Below are 17,869 nucleotides of genomic sequence, written 5' to 3'. Positions count from 1 at the left end.
CATTCCGCTTTCGCCGTCGGGCAAATCAGCACTATGACTCCGCGCGTCTCATCCAAATGAGGGGCGGCTCGCGATCGTCACGAACGTTGCGGTGAGATGCGGTGGACGCGGATGTTGCGACTGACGAGCGTGACATTCGCGGACGGCGAAGTCGTGTGGTTCTGGCGCCCCGACGCTGGCGCTAAGTTCTGTGGATCGAGTATCTGCGGAGTGACGGTGGCAAGAAAGCCCGGTCACCGAGAAGAGCACGAAGTAAGCCGTAAACCATCGCGCAGGGAAAGCCGGAGTTGCTTCGGTTGACCTGTGGTCCTACCCCCGTGCTTTTTGTTGCACGGGGCCCACGGGTGCAACCGGCACCCGGCTTTCCCTGCGCCCTCACTTCAATGAGAGGGTGGAACGAGATGCAAACCTCGGGCACATCATGCCGCGAGAACGCGGACTCACATCCACTCCACCGTCATGCCCGCGAAGGCGGGCATCCAGTATCCCGCGGCCTCTCGGCATAAGCGCCGCCTCTGGAATACTGGATCGTCCGGTCAAGCCGGACGATGACTGCGGAGAAGCTGTTTGAAATTTGAATCAGAACTCACCCCGTCATTGCGAGCGAAGCGAAGCAATCCACGTCTCCACAAGTGGCGCGATGGATTGCTTCGCTTCGCTCGCAATGACGGGGAGAGAGCGAGCCGGACGCGCGAATGCCGTCGGGTAGGCAAAGCGACAGCCTGCCCACCATCACGAGCGGAGCGCTTGGTGGTGGGCACGCTTCGCGTTGCCCACCCGACGGATCGAAGCGGTCGATCCTCGCTACTCCGCCATTTCCACCTGGCGCGTGGCCGGACCTGCGAGCGGCCGTTCTTCCATGATGGTGATGCACAGCGCGGCAGCGGCGAGCAGCAGGGCGGCGGCGCCGAAGACGAAGCGGAAGGCCATGATCATGTCGGCGGCCGGAATCGAACTCACGGAGCCATGATGTTCGCCGGCGAGCGAGATGTCGGCGCCGAGCGCCATCAGCAGGATCGCGGCGAACGCCGCCACCGTGAACGAGGCCATCAGCGCACGGAAGAAATTCATCGCACCGGTCACGGTGCCGACCTGCGAACGCGCCACCGCATTCTGCAGCGAGACCACGCTGACCGGAAACGTCGTGCCGAGGCCAAGCGCGAACACCGACATCAACAGGAGCAGCCCCCACAGCGGCAGCGTGGTCAGCGCCATCCCCAGCCCGCAGAGGGCGGCGACCGAGGTGCCGACGATCGCCACGCGCTTGTAGTGCTTGGCACGCGCCATGGTCCGGCCGGCAATCGCCGCGCCGCAGGTCGAGACCGCGGCAAGCGGGATCAGCGCCAGGCCCGCCTCGCTGGCAGTGAGGTGGTAGACCACTTCGTAATAAAGCGGCAGGTGCACCGTCAGCCCGACGATGGCGCCGAGCGCGCAACTGCCTGCGGTGATCGCGAACGGAGCGACCGTTCCGCTCAGGAGCGACAATGGCAGGAACGGCTCGTCCGCCCTGCCCGCGTGCCACACGAAGCTGGCGGCGAGCGCAAACGACGCGCCGATCATCGCCATGATCACCGGCGACAGCCAGGCGAACCGGTTGCCACCCCAGGTCAGCACCAGCATGACCACGACCGCGGACGCCATCAGGAGGATGCCGCCGAGCCAGTCGACCTTGCGCCGGCGGTGGAACACCGCGATCTTGCCCATCTTCGGCAACAGCAGCGCGAGCGCGGCGAACGACAGCGGCAGGTTGATCCAGAAGATCATCGACCAGTGCAGGTGCTCGGCAAACACGCCGCCGATCACCGGCCCCGCGATGCCGCCGGCCATCCAGACGCTGCTGAAATAGGCTTGGTATTGGCCGCGCTCGCGCGGGCTGACCACGTCGGAGATCACGGTCTGCACCACAGGCATGATGCCGCCGCCGCCGAGCCCCTGGAGCCCGCGCGCCAGGATCAATACCGGCAGGTTGGGCGCGATCGCGCACAGGATCGAACCGACCACGAACAGGCTGAGCGACGTGATGATCATGGCGCGGCGGCCATAGATGTCGCTCAGCGTGCCGAACACCGGCGCGACCGCCGTCGATGCCAGGAGATAGGCCGTGATCACCCAGGACAGGTTGGAGACGTCCTCGAACTGGCGGCCGATGGTCGGCAGCGCCGTCGCGACGATGGTCTGGTCGAGCGCCGCCAGGAACATCGTCAGCATCAGGCTGACCATGATGGTGCGGACTTCGTCCGGGGCAAGCGGAGCCGGCGGCGCCAGCGGCGGCGCATCGCTGAGGTCGATCACCTCGGTCGGCAGGCGGGACAGCTCTTCGGCTACGTCTGCAGGCAATGTCTGTCGGTCGGCAGGTTCGCTGCCCTGCCGTTCGAACTTGTTCATCTCGGGCGCAATTTCTCGCTGCGGCGCAAAGCCACAATGGAATCGTTCTATGAATTCCAACTTAGGCAGCAAATTCCTGTTGAGGCAGACGCCTCAGCGCATGGGCGCATTCCGAGGCCGCGTCATCCCAATGACGTGATTTGCCTTCGTGCACAGCACCTAGGGTTTCGGCCGTTTTTTCAGCCGCGCCCGCTTCGGCAGCAGCGCCGGCCAGCGCACGATGTGGTCCTCGAGCTCGGCGTCGGGGATCTCGTCCTCGGTTCCCTGGACCCGGCCGCGCACCGAGACGCCGGCCTCGTGCACGGTGTTCGGGTCGCCGGAAATCAGCGGATGCCACCAATAGAGATCGCGGCCCTCCGCGACCAGTTTGTAGCCGCAGCTCGGCGGCAGCCAGTTCAGGGTGCGGACGTTTTCGGGCGTCAGCCGGACACAGTCCGAAACCTTGTCGGACCGGTTCGGATAGTCCTTGCAGGTGCAAAGCCCGGCATCGAGCAGTGTACAGGAGACGTGAGTGAAGTAGATTTTTCCGGTGTCCTCGTCCTCGAGCTTTTCCAGGCAACAGCGCCCGCAGCCGTCGCACAGGCTTTCCCACTCGACGTCAGACATCTCCTCCAACGTCTTGGTTTTCCAGAAGAATCCCTCCTGGTTCGAGGCGCGCTTGGGCGGTGCGGTCATGGAAATCGAGAATCTGGTTTAAGTCGGCTCACAGGCCCATCTAGGGGTCGCAGTGGCAGGCGCGCAAGCCGCCCATACGACGGGCGGCCGGGCGAGTTCACAAACAGGTTCAGCCTGACATTAAAATCGCAAGCAGCACCATTGGTTTATAACCTCCGCTCAGATAGAAACGATAACCGAGTCTCCCAAGCGGCGCGAAACGGCGCCTTGGGTTTGCCGTAACTATGGAAGCAAGTCGCTCGACCGGCGCCCAAATTCATGGGCGCGAGCGCTTTCGAACCGAGCAAGGGCCCCGGTGCGCCAGATCCTACCGCCGCAGTGGAAGACCAGGCTCCGGAACTTCTTTCTGGACCTGGATGCGCGCATCGACTCCACCTTGTTCTCCTCAGGCAGGGGCTTGCGCGAACTTTACGAGCGCTACTCAACCTTCATGGATCGCTTCTATGTCGGCCGCTGGAAGCGCTGGGTGTTCATCGAGCCGCTGTCGGAAGCCGCCACCATCGGCCTCGGCGGCATGGTCGTGCTGCTGGCGCTGGCGATCCCGGCGTTCCGCGAAACCGCCGATGACGATTGGCTGAAGAAGTCAGATCTCGCGGTGAGCTTCCTCGACCGCTACGGCAATCCGATCGGCAGCCGCGGCATCAAGCACAACGACTCGATCCCGCTGGAAGATTTTCCCGACGTCCTGATCAAGGCGACGCTCGCCACCGAGGATCGCCGCTTCTACGACCATTTCGGCATCGACATCGCCGGCACCGCCCGCGCCCTCGTCACCAACGCGCAGGCCGGCGGCGTACGCCAGGGCGGTTCCTCGATCACGCAGCAGCTTGCCAAGAACCTGTTTCTGAACAATGAGCGCACCATCGAGCGCAAGATCAAGGAAGCGTTCCTGGCGATCTGGCTTGAGCATCGCCTCAGCAAGAACGAGATCCTGAAGCTCTATCTCGACCGCGCCTATATGGGCGGCGGCACCTTCGGCGTCGATGGCGCCGCGCACTTCTACTTCAACAAGTCGGCGCGCGACGTCAACCTGGCGGAAGCCGCCATGCTCGCCGGCCTGTTCAAGGCGCCGACCAAGTATGCGCCGCATATCAACCTGCCGGCCGCGCGCGCCCGCGCCAACGTCGTGCTCGACAACCTCGTCGATGCCGGCTTCATGACCGAGGGCCAGGTGTTCGGCGCCCGCCGCAATCCAGCGGTCGCGGTCGACCGGCGCGACGAGAATTCGCCGAACTACTATCTCGACTGGGCGTTCGACGAGATGCGCAGGCTCGTCGACACCTTCCCGAAATCCTACAGCGAGCGCGTGTTCGTGGTCCGCACCGCGATCGACATGAACGTGCAGCGAGCCGCCGAGGAAGCGATCGAGAACCAGCTCCGCCAGTTCGGCCGCGATTATCACGCGACCCAGGCGGCAACCGTGGTCGCCGATCTCGACGGCGGCGTGCGCGCGATGGTCGGCGGCCGCGACTACGGCGCCAGCCAGTTCAACCGCGCCACCGACGCGTACCGGCAGCCGGGCTCGTCGTTCAAGCCCTATGTCTATACGACCGCGCTCCTGAACGGGTTCACGCCGAACTCGAAGATCGTCGACGGCCCGGTGTGCATCGGCAATTGGTGCCCGCAGAACTACGGCCATTCCTATTCCGGTTCGGTGACGCTGACGCAGGCGATCACCCGCTCGATCAACGTCGTGCCGGTGAAACTCTCGATCGCGCTCGGCGGCAAGGAGGGCCCGAAGGCCGGCCGCGCCAAGATCGTCGAGGTCGCCCGCCGTTTCGGCCTAAAGGCGCCGCTGCCCGACACGCCGTCACTGCCGATCGGTTCCGACGAAGTCACCGTGCTCGAGCATGCGGTCGCCTACGCGACGTTCCCGAACAGGGGCCGGTCCGTCACGCCGCATGCGGTGCTGGAAGTCCGCACCGGCGCCGGCGATCTGGTGTGGCGCTGGGACCGCGACGGGTCGAAACCGCGGCAGGCGATCCCGGCCTCGGTTGCCGCCGACATGGCGGGGATGATGAGCCACGTGGTGAGCGAAGGCACCGCGCGCCGCGCCGCGCTCGATGGTATCCCGACTGCCGGCAAGACCGGCACCACGAACGCCTATCGTGACGCCTGGTTCGTCGGCTACACCGGCAACTTCACCTGCGCAGTCTGGTACGGCAATGACGACTATTCGCCGACCAACCGCATGACCGGCGGCTCGCTGCCGGCGCAGACGTGGCACGACATCATGGTCGCCGCGCATCAGGGCGTGGAGGTCCGGGAAATCCCCGGCATCGGCATGGGCCAGAAGCTGCCTCGGGAGCCGGCGACGCAGGCGAATGCGAACGCCGCGCCCAAGATACTAGAGACCAAGCCCGGGCCGCCGCCGGTGCTGACCAAGCGGGGCGCCGATATCCTGGTGCGGGTCGAGAAAATGCTTGACGATGCGGCCAGAACCCTGGGCAAGACGTCGTCCAGCGCGCCGGCGAAACCGGACAAGCCGTCGTCCAGCGCACTGGCCTTCCCCGAAAATTACCTGACGGCGGCCGGCGACCAGGCGGCGACACCCGCACCGCGCAAGAATTGATGCCAGTGATCGCTTCGGAGCTGTAGGGCCGTGCGGCTGATCCTCATTACCTTGCTTGCGCTGATAATAGCCGCCGGGATCGGCCTCGGCTCGACCTACGTGGCCGCGACGCGCGGCACCGATATCGGCACGCTTAAGATCGGCGCCTGGACCGCCAGGCCGAGGAATGGCACCTCCGACATCGACCCCTACAACCGCGCGACGATCGCGCGCTCCGGCGAACTGCCTGTGGGCACCGGCGACGGCATCGCCTTCACCGCCACCACCGACGACAGGAAGAAACCGCTCGACGGACGCTGCGACGTCGTGGTCAGCGGCGTGACCCCGCCGGCGCGGTTCTGGACGCTGACGCTGTTCGACGGCAAAGGCCGCCTGGTGGCGAATTCGCTGCAGCGCTACGGCTTCACGAGCCAGGAGATCATCCGCGCTTCCGACGGTACGTTCGAGATCCGCATCGCCTCGCGCTCGCGTGCCGGCAACTGGCTGCCGACCGGCGGCATCGAGCGTTACGCGCTGATGCTGCGGCTCTACGACACGCCGGTCGGAGTGGCGACGCGGACCCAGCGCGACGCGCCGATGCCGACGATCTCGACGGTGGGCTGCCCATGATCCGCCTCGCCTTCACGATCATCGCAGGGGTGCTGCTGGGCGGCGTGGTGCATCTCGTCAGTGTGCTCGCCTTGCCGCGGATCGCTTCCCAGGATGCCTATTCGCGGCTGACGCCGATCACGCAGCTCAATGCCGTCACGCAACTGCCGCCCGCCGATCCCGGCAATTCGCTGATGCCGTACATGGACCCGGCATTCGCGATGGCGATCTGCCGCTACGATCTCTCGACCGGGCCGATCAAGCTGACGGTGCCGGTGAGCCAGGCCTATACCTCGGTGTCGTTCTACACCCGCAACGAGCTCGCCTATTACGCGATCAACGACCGCTCCGCGGGCAAGAAGGTGATCGAGCTCGATCTGATGACCGAAGCGCAGCACAACGAGCTGCCCGAGGACGAGGACGTCACCGCCGCCGACCGGCTGATCATCGATTCCCCGACCACCACCGGCCTGATCCTCCTGAAGGCGCTGGCGGCCGAGCCCGGCCTGATGCCGCAGGCACAGGCCTCGCTCGCAGCGGCAAGCTGCAAGGTGCAGACCGAGCCGCCCGCGCCGAAGCAGGCCGAGATCCCGCTACCCGCCCCTGCACCCGCGGCACGGCCTTCGAAACGCTAGCCCTTCACGACCGTGGCGTGCCCGATGACCGGCGGCTGCGCGGCGACCGGCGGATTGGCGGTCAGCGCGGCGAGTTCGCCGATCAGGCGATCGGCATCAGCCGCAACATTGTCCGGCGCCTGGATCACCAACCGCTCCAGCGCCCAGCGATAGGACGAAATCCGCCGCTCCAGGCATTGCTGGACCCACTGCACGATCAGCGTGTTCTCTTCCATCCGCGCGATCGCGTCCGCCCGCTCGCGCGGCGACAGATCCGACACCATGCCGAGGCTGGCATTGCGCTTGCGATCGAGCTCGATGACACGCCAGGCGGTCGCAAAGAACGGCTCGAAGCGCGTGATGTCGTCGCGCACATCGTCGATCAGCTGCATGTAGCGGGAGGTGTGCGCGCGATGCGGCTCGTCGATCAGCGCGCGTCCGTAGGCGGTGCGGTCGAACACCACCTTCTGGCGCCATGGCGAGGGCAGCGGCTGGTAGTCGCCGAACACGCTCTTCCACGCCGGCCGCGAATGCGGCGGTTCGATCAGGGGATAGGCGAGATCACGGAGCTGGCGCTCGTTTTCGGTAAGCTGGAATTGCGAGGGCCTCATGCCGATGCTGCCGGTCGCTTCCGCGCCGAGCCAGCGGTGCATGTCGTCGTTGCGGAAGTCGGCGCGCGTGCGGCCGAAATCACCGCCGCTGCAGCCGCCAAGCGCCGCGCCGATCAACAGCAGTGCAAATACCGGGCGAGAGCGCCGGATCCCGGCGCTCCGGCTCGGAAGACACGCCTCGCGCATTTCAAATGTCCAATCGTCAGGTGCGCCGACGGCGACGGCGACGAGGCGCTGTACCTTCTGCCGGCCCGCGCCCGCCATCGGTCTGGTCGGTCGCGCGCTCGATCCGGATAACGGGAAGGATCAGAACAGTCCCCATGCCATCGCTTGCAGCGCCACCCATGACTGCGCCCGGCCGCCGCGAAGCTGCATCCGCCGGAAACTCTATGATGGTGCCCATCTCTGTTCTCTCTGCCTGCCGCGCGGCGAGGATTTGCCAGGCGGCGTCCGGATTAAGGACCGCACGTGGTTAATGACCTCTTAATCGGAACCACCGATCGGTTACTGATGCGGCGAGTGTGCCCTATTCGTCAGATCGCTTCCGTCAGATAGTTCACATTTGAGCGGATGCCTTCACGGCTCGTTTTCCTTAACCGGCTCTTAAAGCCGCCGACATAGGCTGGCGTCAGAACGTTTTGCGCATTTCGAAAGTCGCGTACGCCTTCCCATGAGCGCAGCTCCAGTCATTCCGGGCCTCGACGGGCTGATGACCCTCTCTCGTCGCGAGGGCGTCGACATCCGCCCGACGCTGCTGCGCGTGCTCACCGACCTCTATGTGCAGACCAAAGCCCACTCCGCCGATGAAGAGCGGCAGTTCGTCGAGCTGGCCTCGCGCCTGATCGACCAGGTGGATGATGCGACGCGCGCGGCGGTGCGGGCACGGCTCTCGGTCTATCCGGCGACGCCGGAGGAGCTTCTCGACAAGCTCCGCCTGCGGCGCACCGACCCGGACCAGCCGTTGCCGGTCGCCGCTGAAATCCCGGCGCCGCCGTCTCCGCCATCATCAGTCAAGCTTCCGACCGAGGCGCAGCTTCGGATGGCATCGAGCCTTGCAATGCGGCCCAACGATGCCGCAGAGATCACCGACATGTTCTTTGCCGCGACGGCGGGTGAACGGGTCCAGATCCTGCAGAACATCGTGCAGACGCCGCTGAAGGCCTCGGCGCGGATTCCAGCAGCGCGCGCGGCCCGCGCCATCGAGATCCTGGAGATGGCGGCCTTCGCCGGGGACATCGAGAATTTCGCACGCGAGATTGGCGAAGCCCTGATCCTGCCATCGCGCATTGCCGAGCAGGTGGTGAATGATCCCAGCGGCGAGCCGCTGGCCTGCGCGGCGAGAGCGCTCAACATGCCGGGCCCGGTGTTCCAGCGCGTGCTGATGTTCCTCAATCCGGCGCTGGGTTCATCGGTGCACTACGTCTTCCGCCTGTCGCGAATGTACGATCGGCTGGAGGAACGCACGGCGCTTATCATGCTGGCGGCGTGGCGCGGCTCGACCATGGCAGTCGCGCGCGCCAAATATCGTCCTTCGCTCTATGATGACGAGCGTCATCGGACGCGCTCCGTGTCCGCTGAGAAGCGCCCGGCCGTTCAGCCGGGCGATGTGCCCGCGATCCGCTCGCAGGGCGGACGCTAACCCTTCGCCAGGTCCAGAAAGTGCCGCCCGGCCTTGTCCTCGGTTTCGACGACCCAGGCATCGGGATCGAAGCGGATTTCCTTGGCAAGCCGTTGCTCCACCGATGACTCCGGTACCGGCTCTTTCGTCATCGGCACGAAGATGCGGTCAAATGGCCGGCTGTCTTCATAAGCCGTCTGCGGCGCGGGCGTGTAAAGCATGGCGTTGCCGTCGAGCAGCGCCACCTTGACGAACACCGCCCCCGCCTCCTCCGCGCCGCGGCGGCGCACGGCGCCAAAAACACCTTCTTTCTGACAGCGCCGCAGATATGCGGACACCCAGATGCTTGATTTTAGACGCACAGGCTAACCCATCGATATTTTGAGGTGACACTTACAGCTTCCGCGAACATACAACCTCAGCCGGCCGCCTTTCGGCCCGCGGAAATATTTATCCTGCTCGTGCCAAATGTACCCGAGCGTCGCTAAGACGAGCGAGCCAAATTTTTCCTTGTGTACTATAGTTGACATCTGCGTCACTATGTGTATCTTAGTGCACATAGTGCAAGTCACTCAGACCGAAGCCTTCTCCACGTGGATCGCCAACCTTGGCGACACCCAGGCCGTTGCTCGCGTCGTCGCCCGCATCCGCCGCTTGGAGCTTGGCAATGCAGGCGATGCTAAGTCGGTTGGCGGCGGCGTCAATGAAATGCAGATCGACTACGGTCCCGGATACCGCGTGTATTTCACGAAGCGCGGCAAGACAGTCGTGATCTTGCTCCGCGGGGGCGACAAGAAAACCCAGAAGCGCGATGTCGAAACTGCGAAACGAATGGCAAAGGAGATCTGACATGGCCCTGAAAACAACACCTTTCAACGTGCTGGATCACCTCAAGACTCCAGAGGAGCAAATCGCTTACCTTGAGGCGGCGCTGGAGATCGATGACCCCTCATTCATCGCGGCAGCTATCGGCGATATCGCCAAGGCTCGCGGCGTAAGCGAGTTCTCCCGAGAAACCGGCCTGAGCCGGGAAGCGATCTACAAGGCATTCAAACAAGGCGGCAATCCGACCCTTGAAACGCTCGATAAGGCTTTGAAGCCCCTCGGAATGCGATTGACGCTTGCCGCCAGAAATGCCGCTTAACGAAAAACGCCCGCGTCGGCTGAAGTATTCGGGGCCGGCGCAAGAAACCCGTGATGAAACGGGCGAACCTGCGCCAGAGCCTCTCATGTGTGATCTCAGTCGCACGGGTCGAACGATAGGCCAGTGCCAGGCGCAAAGCTACTCGATCGGGCGTCCGATCATCGCCTGGAGTTCGCGCACGACCCGGTCCGACATCTGACCGGTCACCGGCAGCTTGCGGTCGCGCTCGAATTTGGCGATCGCGGCCTGGGTCTCGGAACCGATGGTGCCGGTCGGCTTCAATTGACCGTAGCCATATTCGGTGAGCGCGCGCTGCACGGCCGCGATGCGCTTCGATCCCGCGCTCTGGGTGGTCTCGCCGCGCGAGGGAATCGGCGCAGGCGGCCGCGCGACATTGGCCGGAGCTGGCGGCACTGAAGTCGACTTCACCACAAGATTGGTCATCGGGTCCGAAGCTCTGGAATCGGAAGGCTTGGAGTCGGAAGCTCTGGAGTCAGACGCTTTCGGTTCCACCCTGGACTCGGAAGGCTTCGCGGGCTCGGCAGGCTTCGCTTCCACGGGCTGGGATTCAACGGGACGCGCAGCGGCCTCGACCGGCCGCGGACGCGGCAGCGGGTTCGCGACGGCAGGCGGCGGCAGCGTCACCACCGAACCGAACATCGGCGACGGATGACGGCCGGCCTGCAGGAACAGCGCATTGGTGACGATGGCGATGACGGCGCCAGCCGCGAGCACGCCGGCGACCGTATCCTTCGGACTATGCAGCAGCACGCGCGTCACGAGGCCGCGCTCTTCGGCTTCGATCGCAACCGCCTGCGCACCGCGACGGCGGCGGCGCGGCATCTCGTCATCATCGGCAACTTTTCTAGGCACTCTTCTTCACCTGAGCTTGTTCTTGTAATCCGGATCGCAACGCGGGCTTCAGCGTCGCGATCTTGCCGGAAGGCTCCTGTACGGCCGGCGGCGCAAACGACAATGGCAGCGTCACGGTCACAGTGGTGCCTTCGCCAAGTTTGCTCTCTACACTCATCTCGCCCTGGTGCAAGCCAATCAGGCCCTTCACGATCGACAGACCAAGTCCGGTGCCCTCATGGCGGCGCTGATAGGTCTTGCCAGCCTGGAAGAAAGGATTGCCGATCCGTTTGAGATCGTCGGCATCGATGCCGACACCGGTATCGGTGACGCGCAATACCAGCCGCGATCCTTCAACTGCGGCCGACACTGTGACGCTGCCGCCGCGCTCGGTGAATTTGATGGCGTTGGATACGAGATTGAGCGTGATCTGCTTGAAGGCGCGCGGATCGCCATTCATCATGGGCAGATCCTCCGGCGCGCGGGTAATCAGGTCGACGCCGCTCTCCCGTGCCTTCAGGGCCAGGAGGTTGCAGCAGTTGAGCAGCGCCGGGCGCGGCGCGAACGGTTCGGGTGCAATCTCGAAAGTGCCCGTCTCCATCTTCGACATGTCGAGGATGCCGTTCACCACCGATAACAGATGCTGGCCGGAATCACGGATGAGCTGCGCATACTCCTTGCGGCGCGCCGCATCGAGCATCAGCACGTCTTCCTGGGCGATCATGTCGGAGAAGCCGATGATGGCATTCAGCGGCGTGCGCAATTCGTGGCTCATGGTGGCGAGGAACCGCGTCTTCGAGGCGTCCGCCTGTTCGGCGGCGTTGCGCGCCTGCTCCAGCGCCTCCTGCTGCATCTTGCGGTCGGTGATGTCGCGGATCACGGCGACGACCTCGCCCTCACCTGCGACCTGGTCGAGCGGCCGGCATCGCATCTCGACCCAGATGAAATCCGCCGACTGTGCCAAACCGCGCGGCGCGTCCCGCCGCAGACGGAATTCGACGCTGCGTCCCTCGCCGCCCCGCGCCGCATCCGACAGCGCGGTGAGATAGGCTGGACGATCCGCGACATGAACGCGATCGAACAGTCCGTGTCCCATCAGCCGCGGCGACGGGACGCCGAGCATCGCTTCCGCCGCCGGCGAGATGAATTGCACCGTCCCGTTGCGGCTGTGACGCGACAGCACATCGCTCATATTGTGCGCCAACAGACGATACCGTTCTTCCTCGCGATAGAGCAGCGCCACGCTGGTGCGCGCAAGCGACTCGGCACCGAACGCAAGGCCCGCGGCATAGAGCGTCGCGGAAACGACGCCGAACCCGATTAAGGCTCCCTGCAATGGCGCGCTCAGATTTGACGGCGGCAGCACGTGGTAATGGCCGAGTACGATCAAGACCGCCGCACATGACATCGAAAGCGCAAAGGCGAATGCGACCACGCGGCGCGAAGCCGACAGCGCCGCCTCGATCGGAACGACGATGAGCCAGACCGCGGCAAAGGACGCGATTCCGCCGGTGGCGGCCGCCACAATCATGACGAAGCCGGCAAGCGCCAGTGACGACAACACATGCGCGCCTTCATAGCGCCCGGTGCGCGACAGGAACCAGGACAACAGGATCGGCGCGATCAGCCAGGCGAAAGCCGCGACCTCGATCGCGGTCGGTGCGCCGCGGAGCGCGAGATAGACCGGAAAGGCAGCGAACGCGGCCAGGCTGCCAAGCAGGCGCGGCGCCATGAAGGCGCGATGCCGCGCCCGCGTCAACGCGTCATATCTCGCCGACGGATGCAGCAGGGCATCGAGACAATCGCGGATAATACTCAAAACACTCACGGCTCTCGCGCTTTCCGATCCTTCGTCAAAGACGCGCCGGAACGCCCCCTTAATCTTGGACTCACCGTGTCAGAGTGAACTTAAGCGAACGCTAAGGCACCACTCCTGGCCGCCAGACTCTGTGCATTCGCACTGCTTTTGCACTTCACAACGGGTGCATTTGGCGCGGATGGTGAACGCAAGGTTTCCGCGATCGATCATCTATGGTTTCGAAATGGTGGACAAAGCAAGGCTCACGCATCTTGCCGCGGCGTGCCGAAATCAATCGAAAATTTACGGCGAATCGAAACGCGTGCGGACTTCAGCGCGCATTTTCCGCGAATTTTCGACGATTTAACTTCAAGGCAAACACTTGCGTTTTATTGACCGCTGCTAGTCACGTGCGAATTGCGGATCAACCGCAAACGAAGATGACGGGGTCGCGAGATGTTTTTCCTGCTGCGCATGGCATTCTGGCTCGGGCTCGTGCTCGTGCTGTTGCCAAGGGACAAGACACCTGAATCGGAAAAGCTGCCGCAGGTCGGCGCCGCCGAAGCCGTGCAGGCGGCGACCGCCGCGGTCAGCGATATGAGCCAGTTCTGCAAGCGCCAGCCCGCAGCCTGCGAGGTCGGCGGCCAGGCCGCAACCGCGATCGGCCAGCGCGCCACCGACGGCGCGAGAAAAATCTATCAGATCATCACTGACAAAAAGCCGCCGGACCACACCGGCTCGATCGGCTCGTCAGAGAATAACGAGGTCTCCCTCGTCGCATCCCGCGACACCCTGACGGCCGACGACCAGACCATCGAATGGCGGCCGCCGACCGCGCCATGACCGCAAAATAAGCCGGAACCGGCAGTATTTTCATCGCATTCGGCCGCCCGCACCCCTATATAACGGTGGAGTGATGGGACTCGGGTGACGATGACGATCGACGAAATCAGGGAAAACTTTTCGCTGCTTGACGAGTGGGACGACCGTTACCGCTACGTCATCGAGCTCGGCCGCATGCTCGCGCCGATGCCGGAGGAGGAGCACTCCGCCGCCAACAAGGTGCAGGGTTGCGCCAGCCAGGTCTGGCTCTCCAGGAAGATCGACCGCGCCGGCAATGGCGAGCCCCGGCTGCATTATCTCGGCGACAGCGACGCGCATATCGTGCGCGGGCTGATCGCGATCCTGCTCACGCTTTATTCGGACCGCACGCCCAAGGAAATCCTGGCGACGGATGCGCTCGCGATCTTCGACGAGTTCGGGTTCCGCGAGCACCTGACGCCGCAGCGCTCCAACGGACTGCGCTCCATGATCGAGCGTATCCGCTCGGACGCGCGCGAGACGCTCGCTACCGCTGCTTCCTAGATGCTTCCTAGACTAGAGTTTCGGGTTCTGATGGAGTCAGAACCGAACTCTAGATTCCTGTTTTGACGCGTTTTCTTCACGCGAACCGGCGTCCACTTTGCTCGAAAACGCTCCAATTATTTCCGTTTCCGCTGCTGCTGGCCGAGACCCATCTTCTTGGCGAGCTGCGAGCGCGCTACCGCATAGTTGGGTGCGACCATCGGATAGTCGGCCGGCAGCCCCCATTTCTCCCGGTATTGTTCCGGCGTCATGTTGTACTGCGTGCGCAGGTGGCGCTTCAGTGACTTGAACCGTTTGCCGTCTTCCAGGCAGACCAAATATTCTGGCGTAACCGATTTCTTCACGGACACCGCAGGCTTGGCCGGCTCGAGGGGAGCCTCGGTCCGTCCGTTTGCGACCCGCATCAGGGCGGCGTGGACCTGGCTGATCAGGTTGGGGATCTCCGAGGCCTGGGTGGGATTGTTGCTGAGATAGGCCGACACGATGTTGGCGGTCAGTTCGACGGGGCTTTTGCCGGTGGCATCGGTCATCGTGCAACCTTCTCTTGAGGCTCGGACAGTGGCAAGGGCGGGACCGGGCAGACAGTATCGGGCCGCGCCAATACATCAGCGGGGTCACGCCATTACTTTGCAAAATATGGGCGAACTGCCCGGAATCTAGCAAGAACTACGCGCCTTTATTTTCAAGACGGTGCTATTGCAAGTATTTCCCGGTCTACGACGAACGCTGGTCGAGATGCGCCCGCAGCTCGTCGATGGAGGCGAAGCGCATCATGCCTTCCGGCATCTGGGCCTCGATCGAGCCGTCGGAATAGAGCGAATAGGCCATGCCGTCGACGACGCCCGATTTCAGCACCGTTACCGGCGGCTGTTCCTGCGGCTGCGGCGGACGACGGTCGGCCATCGGCGGCCCGCTGGGGCTCTCACCCAGGGTCGACGGCGTGCGGGGCACGCGCCGCGGCGGAAGGTCGGAAGTTCGCTGCCGCTCCGATCTCGGCCATGCGTTATCGAAGTTCACTTGCTGCGGCTCGCCCGATTCGGCTTCCGGTGGCGGCGGGTTCGGACGCAACTCCGGCGTCAGCAGGTCAGGCGTCAAAGGCTCGCTTGCGCGCCCCTGCGCCCGTTCACGCTCCTTACGCGTGGAAGAGAACATCAGGTTGCGCCGCTTGGGCGCTGCCGCAGCAGCCTCCGGCGGTTCCACAATCGGCGGAGCAACAGGCGGCGCTTCGTTGCGGGCGCGATCGCGTGCGGCAGCCTCATGATACCATGGCGGCGGGGTCGCACCGGCTGGGGGTGCAGCCGGCTCGTCTCCCCCAGGACCTTCGGCTGCCGATTGATCGCGCGTGAATGCGAAGCGACCCTCGGATGCAGGCGCGGCGCGCGGCCCGACCGGCGACTGCGGAAATTCCGGGCTCGACTCTGCGGCCGTCCCGGCGCCGAGACGCTGGGCGAGGTTCCGCAGCTCCCGGACAGTGAGCCAAAAACCGAGCATGATCAGGCCGGTGCAGAATCCGAACACACCGGAGAGGATCAGCGTGCTGCCGACGCTGAATTCCTTGTATTGAATGCCATAGCCGATCGCCAGCAGGCCTGCCAAAAGCAGGCCAAAACCCGCGACCAACGTCCCGACCATCATCGAACTCCCCCGAAAACCGCGCCAAATCTTTGCGCCGGCCCCCAATGCCACGATACCGTCATATTATGTGCATCGCCAACCAACAATTCCGGAGACGGTTCCTATCCCGGATCTTGAACCATGAGATACCCTGCCTCCAGCTCTTCCTTTGGCCGCCCGGCCACGGTCCCCGTAAATTTACCGGCTACCAATTGATGCCAAATTGCTGCGACGCATCAGTAAATTACGCCACAATTCCCAATTACTCGGTAATGGAACTGCGCTATATGGATGCCGGGGAATGAGGCCCTAAAGCGCCATCAGGGCCGAGGGACGCCGGGTCACCAGTAGCCATGTCATCCATCACGACTTCTGCCATCGAAACGCCCGCGCGGCGCTCGGTGGAAAAGACCTGCGATGATCTCGCGATCGTCGTACTGAGCGCGGTCGCCCTGATCGCGGGCCTCACATTCCGCGATTACGGGCTGGGCTGGGACGACTACACCCACGCCGAATATGCCGATCTCCTGCTGCGCATGTACGGTTCCGGCTTCAAGGACACCGGCGCGCTGTCGTTCGCCAATCTCTATATGTATGGCGGCGGATTCGACATGGCCGCGGCGCTTCTGCACAAGGTCATCCCGCTCGAACTGTTCGAGACCCGCCGGCTGCTCGGCGCCGTCGTTGGCGTGATCGGGCTCGCGGTCACGTGGCGGCTCGGCCGCCGGGTGGGCGGCCCGCTCGCCGGCCTCGCCGCGCTGCTGTTGCTCGCGCTGTGCCCCACCTTCTACGGCCACATGTTCATGAATCCGAAGGATGCGCCATTCGCGGTGGCAATGGCGATCCTGCTGATGGGCCTTGTGCGCCTTGCCGAGGAATATCCGGCGCCCTCGCCGCGCACCATCCTGATCGTCGGATTTGGCGCCGGGCTTTCACTCGGCTGCCGCGTTCTCGGCGGACTCGCGCTGATCTATGCGGCGGTCGGCTTCCTGCCGCTGCTGCTTGAGGAGATCCGCAAGCAGGGCCCGCGCGAGGCGGCGCATCGCTTCGTCCATGTGGTCTATGTGCTGCTGCCCGCGCTGATCTTCGGCTATCTGGTGATGGGCTTGATCTGGCCGTGGTCGATCATGGAACCGGGCCACCCGCTTCAGGCCGTCACCTATTTCTCGCACTTCTTCGAAAAGCCCTGGAAGGAGATGTTCGACGGCGCACTGGTCTCGGTGCCGGATATGCCGTGGTCCTATCTGCCGACGCTGTTCGCGCTGCAGCTTCCCGAAGTGCTGCTGGGCTTCCTGGTTGCGGGGGTCGTCATGAGCTTGACATCGCTGTCGCGCGCCGATGTCACGGCGCGGCGCAAGACGATCCTGCTGATGCTGACGCTGGCGGCAACGCTGCCGCTGGTGATCGCCATGGTGAAGCGGCCGGCGCTCTACAACGGCATCCGCCATTTCATCTTCGTGATTCCGCCGATGGCCGTGCTGGCGGGCTATGCCTTCGCGCGCACCATGGACTGGCTCGGCGAAAAGCGGCGGAGCTGGCAGCCGGTGGGGCTCGCCATCTTCACCTTCGGCCTGCTGCTGCCGCTCAGCGAAATGATCCGGCTCCATCCCTATCAATATACCCACTTCAACCATATCGCCGGCACCGTCCGCGGTGCCGACGACCTGTTCATGCTGGATTACTGGGGCCTTGCCCTGAAGCAGGCGTCCGATGACCTGCGCGAGCAATTGATCGAGCGGCAGGAAATTCCGCCGCACAACCGCAAATGGAAGGTCGCCGTCTGCGGGCCGCAGCGCCCGGCGCAGGTCGCGCTCGGCCCGGACTTCACGATCGGCTGGGACAGCCAGTCGGCCGATTTCGCCATGACGCTCGGCGAGTTCTATTGCAAGGGCCTGACCGCGCCCGTGTTGGTCGAGATCAAGCGCGATGACGTCGTGTTCGCCCGCGTCTACGACATCCGCGGCCGCAGCATCTCGAGCCTGCTTGCAATCCCTGCCCCTTGAGCTTCCGCGCGGCGACACCGCATATCAGTC

The 17,869-nt window shown here is 64.2% G+C and carries 18 protein-coding genes; 9 read left to right on the top strand and 9 right to left on the bottom strand.

Annotated elements, in window-relative coordinates; translation table 11 throughout:
• Positions 1 to 804: 804 nt before the first annotated feature.
• Both I6F35_RS27190 and I6F35_RS27185 read right to left on the bottom strand, forming a co-directional pair.
• Entirely contained in the window at positions 805 to 2,385 is a 1,581-nt protein-coding gene (locus I6F35_RS27190) for an MDR family MFS transporter (RefSeq protein WP_225120737.1), read from the bottom strand.
• Positions 2,386 to 2,544: 159 nt separating this feature from the next.
• Positions 2,545 to 3,060 carry a YcgN family cysteine cluster protein gene (locus tag I6F35_RS27185; protein WP_225120736.1) on the bottom strand — a complete coding sequence of 172 codons (516 nt, stop codon included), beginning with the start codon at positions 3,058 to 3,060 and terminating at the stop codon, positions 2,545 to 2,547.
• A gap of 295 nt (positions 3,061 to 3,355) precedes the next feature.
• Here I6F35_RS27185 and I6F35_RS27180 point away from each other — a divergent pair, with 295 nt between their 5' ends.
• Genes I6F35_RS27180 through I6F35_RS27170 form a run of 3 tightly spaced genes read left to right on the top strand, consistent with a single transcriptional unit; the run spans position 3,356 to position 6,855 of the window.
• Complete coding sequence (locus I6F35_RS27180; protein ID WP_225120735.1) at positions 3,356 to 5,632, top strand: PBP1A family penicillin-binding protein; 2,277 nt, start codon at positions 3,356 to 3,358, stop codon at positions 5,630 to 5,632.
• A 30-nt stretch (positions 5,633 to 5,662) separates the two neighbouring features.
• Positions 5,663 to 6,241, top strand: coding sequence for a DUF1214 domain-containing protein (locus I6F35_RS27175; protein WP_225120734.1), 579 nt, complete (start codon positions 5,663 to 5,665; stop codon positions 6,239 to 6,241).
• Complete coding sequence (locus I6F35_RS27170) at positions 6,238 to 6,855, top strand: DUF1254 domain-containing protein (protein ID WP_225120733.1); 618 nt, start codon at positions 6,238 to 6,240, stop codon at positions 6,853 to 6,855. The genes I6F35_RS27175 and I6F35_RS27170 overlap by 4 nt, the downstream gene beginning before the upstream one ends.
• Here the strand turns inward: I6F35_RS27170 and I6F35_RS27165 are convergent.
• The gene (locus I6F35_RS27165; RefSeq protein ID WP_225120732.1) at positions 6,852 to 7,631 is read right to left on the bottom strand and encodes a hypothetical protein; all 780 of its coding nucleotides are present in this window, start codon (positions 7,629 to 7,631) and stop codon (positions 6,852 to 6,854) included. The genes I6F35_RS27170 and I6F35_RS27165 overlap by 4 nt on opposite strands.
• A 16-nt stretch (positions 7,632 to 7,647) precedes the next feature.
• Complete coding sequence (locus tag I6F35_RS27160; RefSeq protein WP_225120731.1) at positions 7,648 to 7,848, bottom strand: hypothetical protein; 201 nt, start codon at positions 7,846 to 7,848, stop codon at positions 7,648 to 7,650.
• A gap of 267 nt (positions 7,849 to 8,115) precedes the next feature.
• On the opposite strand from I6F35_RS27160, the gene I6F35_RS27155 reads away from it, so the two are divergent.
• Positions 8,116 to 9,084 carry a DUF2336 domain-containing protein gene (locus I6F35_RS27155; protein ID WP_225120730.1) on the top strand — a complete coding sequence of 323 codons (969 nt, stop codon included), beginning with the start codon at positions 8,116 to 8,118 and terminating at the stop codon, positions 9,082 to 9,084.
• Here I6F35_RS27155 and I6F35_RS27150 read toward each other — a convergent pair.
• Positions 9,081 to 9,425, bottom strand: a complete 345-nt coding sequence (locus tag I6F35_RS27150; RefSeq protein WP_225120729.1) for a DUF1491 family protein — start codon at positions 9,423 to 9,425, stop codon at positions 9,081 to 9,083. The genes I6F35_RS27155 and I6F35_RS27150 overlap by 4 nt on opposite strands.
• 178 nt (positions 9,426 to 9,603) lie before the next feature.
• Between I6F35_RS27150 and I6F35_RS27145 the strand changes: the two genes are divergently transcribed.
• Together I6F35_RS27145 and I6F35_RS27140 are read left to right on the top strand one after the other, a co-directional pair.
• Positions 9,604 to 9,912 carry a type II toxin-antitoxin system RelE/ParE family toxin gene (locus tag I6F35_RS27145; protein ID WP_225120728.1) on the top strand — a complete coding sequence of 103 codons (309 nt, stop codon included), beginning with the start codon at positions 9,604 to 9,606 and terminating at the stop codon, positions 9,910 to 9,912.
• A gap of 1 nt (position 9,913) precedes the next feature.
• On the top strand, positions 9,914 to 10,207 hold the full coding sequence (locus I6F35_RS27140; RefSeq protein WP_225120727.1) for an addiction module antidote protein: 294 nt from the start codon (positions 9,914 to 9,916) through the stop codon (positions 10,205 to 10,207).
• A 138-nt stretch (positions 10,208 to 10,345) separates the two neighbouring features.
• Here the strand turns inward: I6F35_RS27140 and I6F35_RS27135 are convergent, their stop codons facing one another.
• Both I6F35_RS27135 and I6F35_RS27130 read right to left on the bottom strand, forming a co-directional pair.
• Positions 10,346 to 11,080, bottom strand: coding sequence for a peptidoglycan-binding domain-containing protein (locus tag I6F35_RS27135; RefSeq protein WP_225120726.1), 735 nt, complete (start codon positions 11,078 to 11,080; stop codon positions 10,346 to 10,348).
• The gene (locus tag I6F35_RS27130; RefSeq protein WP_225120725.1) at positions 11,073 to 12,887 is read right to left on the bottom strand and encodes an ATP-binding protein; all 1,815 of its coding nucleotides are present in this window, start codon (positions 12,885 to 12,887) and stop codon (positions 11,073 to 11,075) included. Before I6F35_RS27130 ends, I6F35_RS27135 begins: the two co-directional genes overlap by 8 nt.
• Positions 12,888 to 13,313: 426 nt before the next feature.
• Between I6F35_RS27130 and I6F35_RS27125 the strand changes: the two genes are divergently transcribed.
• Together I6F35_RS27125 and I6F35_RS27120 are read left to right on the top strand one after the other, a co-directional pair.
• Positions 13,314 to 13,700, top strand: a complete 387-nt coding sequence (locus I6F35_RS27125) for a DUF5330 domain-containing protein (RefSeq protein ID WP_225120724.1) — start codon at positions 13,314 to 13,316, stop codon at positions 13,698 to 13,700.
• Between the two features lie 90 nt (positions 13,701 to 13,790).
• Complete coding sequence (locus I6F35_RS27120; protein WP_225120723.1) at positions 13,791 to 14,222, top strand: SufE family protein; 432 nt, start codon at positions 13,791 to 13,793, stop codon at positions 14,220 to 14,222.
• 116 nt (positions 14,223 to 14,338) lie between these two features.
• Here the strand turns inward: I6F35_RS27120 and I6F35_RS27115 are convergent, their stop codons facing one another.
• Together I6F35_RS27115 and I6F35_RS27110 are read right to left on the bottom strand one after the other, a co-directional pair.
• Positions 14,339 to 14,752: a MucR family transcriptional regulator gene (locus I6F35_RS27115; protein WP_225120722.1), complete on the bottom strand. Its 414-nt coding sequence runs from the start codon at positions 14,750 to 14,752 to the stop codon at positions 14,339 to 14,341.
• 184 nt (positions 14,753 to 14,936) lie between these two features.
• Positions 14,937 to 15,854, bottom strand: a complete 918-nt coding sequence (locus I6F35_RS27110; protein ID WP_346283198.1) for a DUF308 domain-containing protein — start codon at positions 15,852 to 15,854, stop codon at positions 14,937 to 14,939.
• Between the two features lie 335 nt (positions 15,855 to 16,189).
• Here I6F35_RS27110 and I6F35_RS27105 point away from each other — a divergent pair, with 335 nt between their 5' ends.
• Complete coding sequence (locus tag I6F35_RS27105) at positions 16,190 to 17,839, top strand: glycosyltransferase family 39 protein (protein WP_225120720.1); 1,650 nt, start codon at positions 16,190 to 16,192, stop codon at positions 17,837 to 17,839.
• Positions 17,840 to 17,869 lie beyond the last annotated feature (30 nt).

The organism is Bradyrhizobium sp. BRP22, from assembly GCF_020194175.1.
Taxonomy (GTDB): Bacteria; Pseudomonadota; Alphaproteobacteria; order Rhizobiales; family Xanthobacteraceae; genus Bradyrhizobium.
The sequence above is the reverse complement of the archived record's forward strand: the minus strand, read 5'-3'. Positions and strand labels throughout refer to the sequence as shown.

Bases quoted from the DNA above. Each gene is read 5' to 3' on its own strand.
- I6F35_RS27190 (WP_225120737.1), bottom strand. From the start codon at position 2,385: ATGAACAAGTTCGAACGGCAGGGCAGCGAACCTGCCGACCGACAGACA.
- I6F35_RS27185 (WP_225120736.1), bottom strand. From the start codon at position 3,060: ATGACCGCACCGCCCAAGCGCGCCTCGAACCAGGAGGGATTCTTCTGG.
- I6F35_RS27170 (WP_225120733.1), top strand. From the start codon at position 6,238: ATGATCCGCCTCGCCTTCACGATCATCGCAGGGGTGCTGCTGGGCGGC.
- I6F35_RS27165 (WP_225120732.1), bottom strand. From the start codon at position 7,631: ATGCGCGAGGCGTGTCTTCCGAGCCGGAGCGCCGGGATCCGGCGCTCT.
- I6F35_RS27160 (WP_225120731.1), bottom strand. From the start codon at position 7,848: ATGGGCACCATCATAGAGTTTCCGGCGGATGCAGCTTCGCGGCGGCCG.
- I6F35_RS27155 (WP_225120730.1), top strand. From the start codon at position 8,116: ATGAGCGCAGCTCCAGTCATTCCGGGCCTCGACGGGCTGATGACCCTC.
- I6F35_RS27145 (WP_225120728.1), top strand. From the start codon at position 9,604: ATGTGTATCTTAGTGCACATAGTGCAAGTCACTCAGACCGAAGCCTTC.
- I6F35_RS27140 (WP_225120727.1), top strand. From the start codon at position 9,914: ATGGCCCTGAAAACAACACCTTTCAACGTGCTGGATCACCTCAAGACT.
- I6F35_RS27125 (WP_225120724.1), top strand. From the start codon at position 13,314: ATGTTTTTCCTGCTGCGCATGGCATTCTGGCTCGGGCTCGTGCTCGTG.
- I6F35_RS27120 (WP_225120723.1), top strand. From the start codon at position 13,791: ATGACGATCGACGAAATCAGGGAAAACTTTTCGCTGCTTGACGAGTGG.
- I6F35_RS27115 (WP_225120722.1), bottom strand. From the start codon at position 14,752: ATGACCGATGCCACCGGCAAAAGCCCCGTCGAACTGACCGCCAACATC.
- I6F35_RS27110 (WP_346283198.1), bottom strand. From the start codon at position 15,854: ATGGTCGGGACGTTGGTCGCGGGTTTTGGCCTGCTTTTGGCAGGCCTG.
- I6F35_RS27105 (WP_225120720.1), top strand. From the start codon at position 16,190: ATGTCATCCATCACGACTTCTGCCATCGAAACGCCCGCGCGGCGCTCG.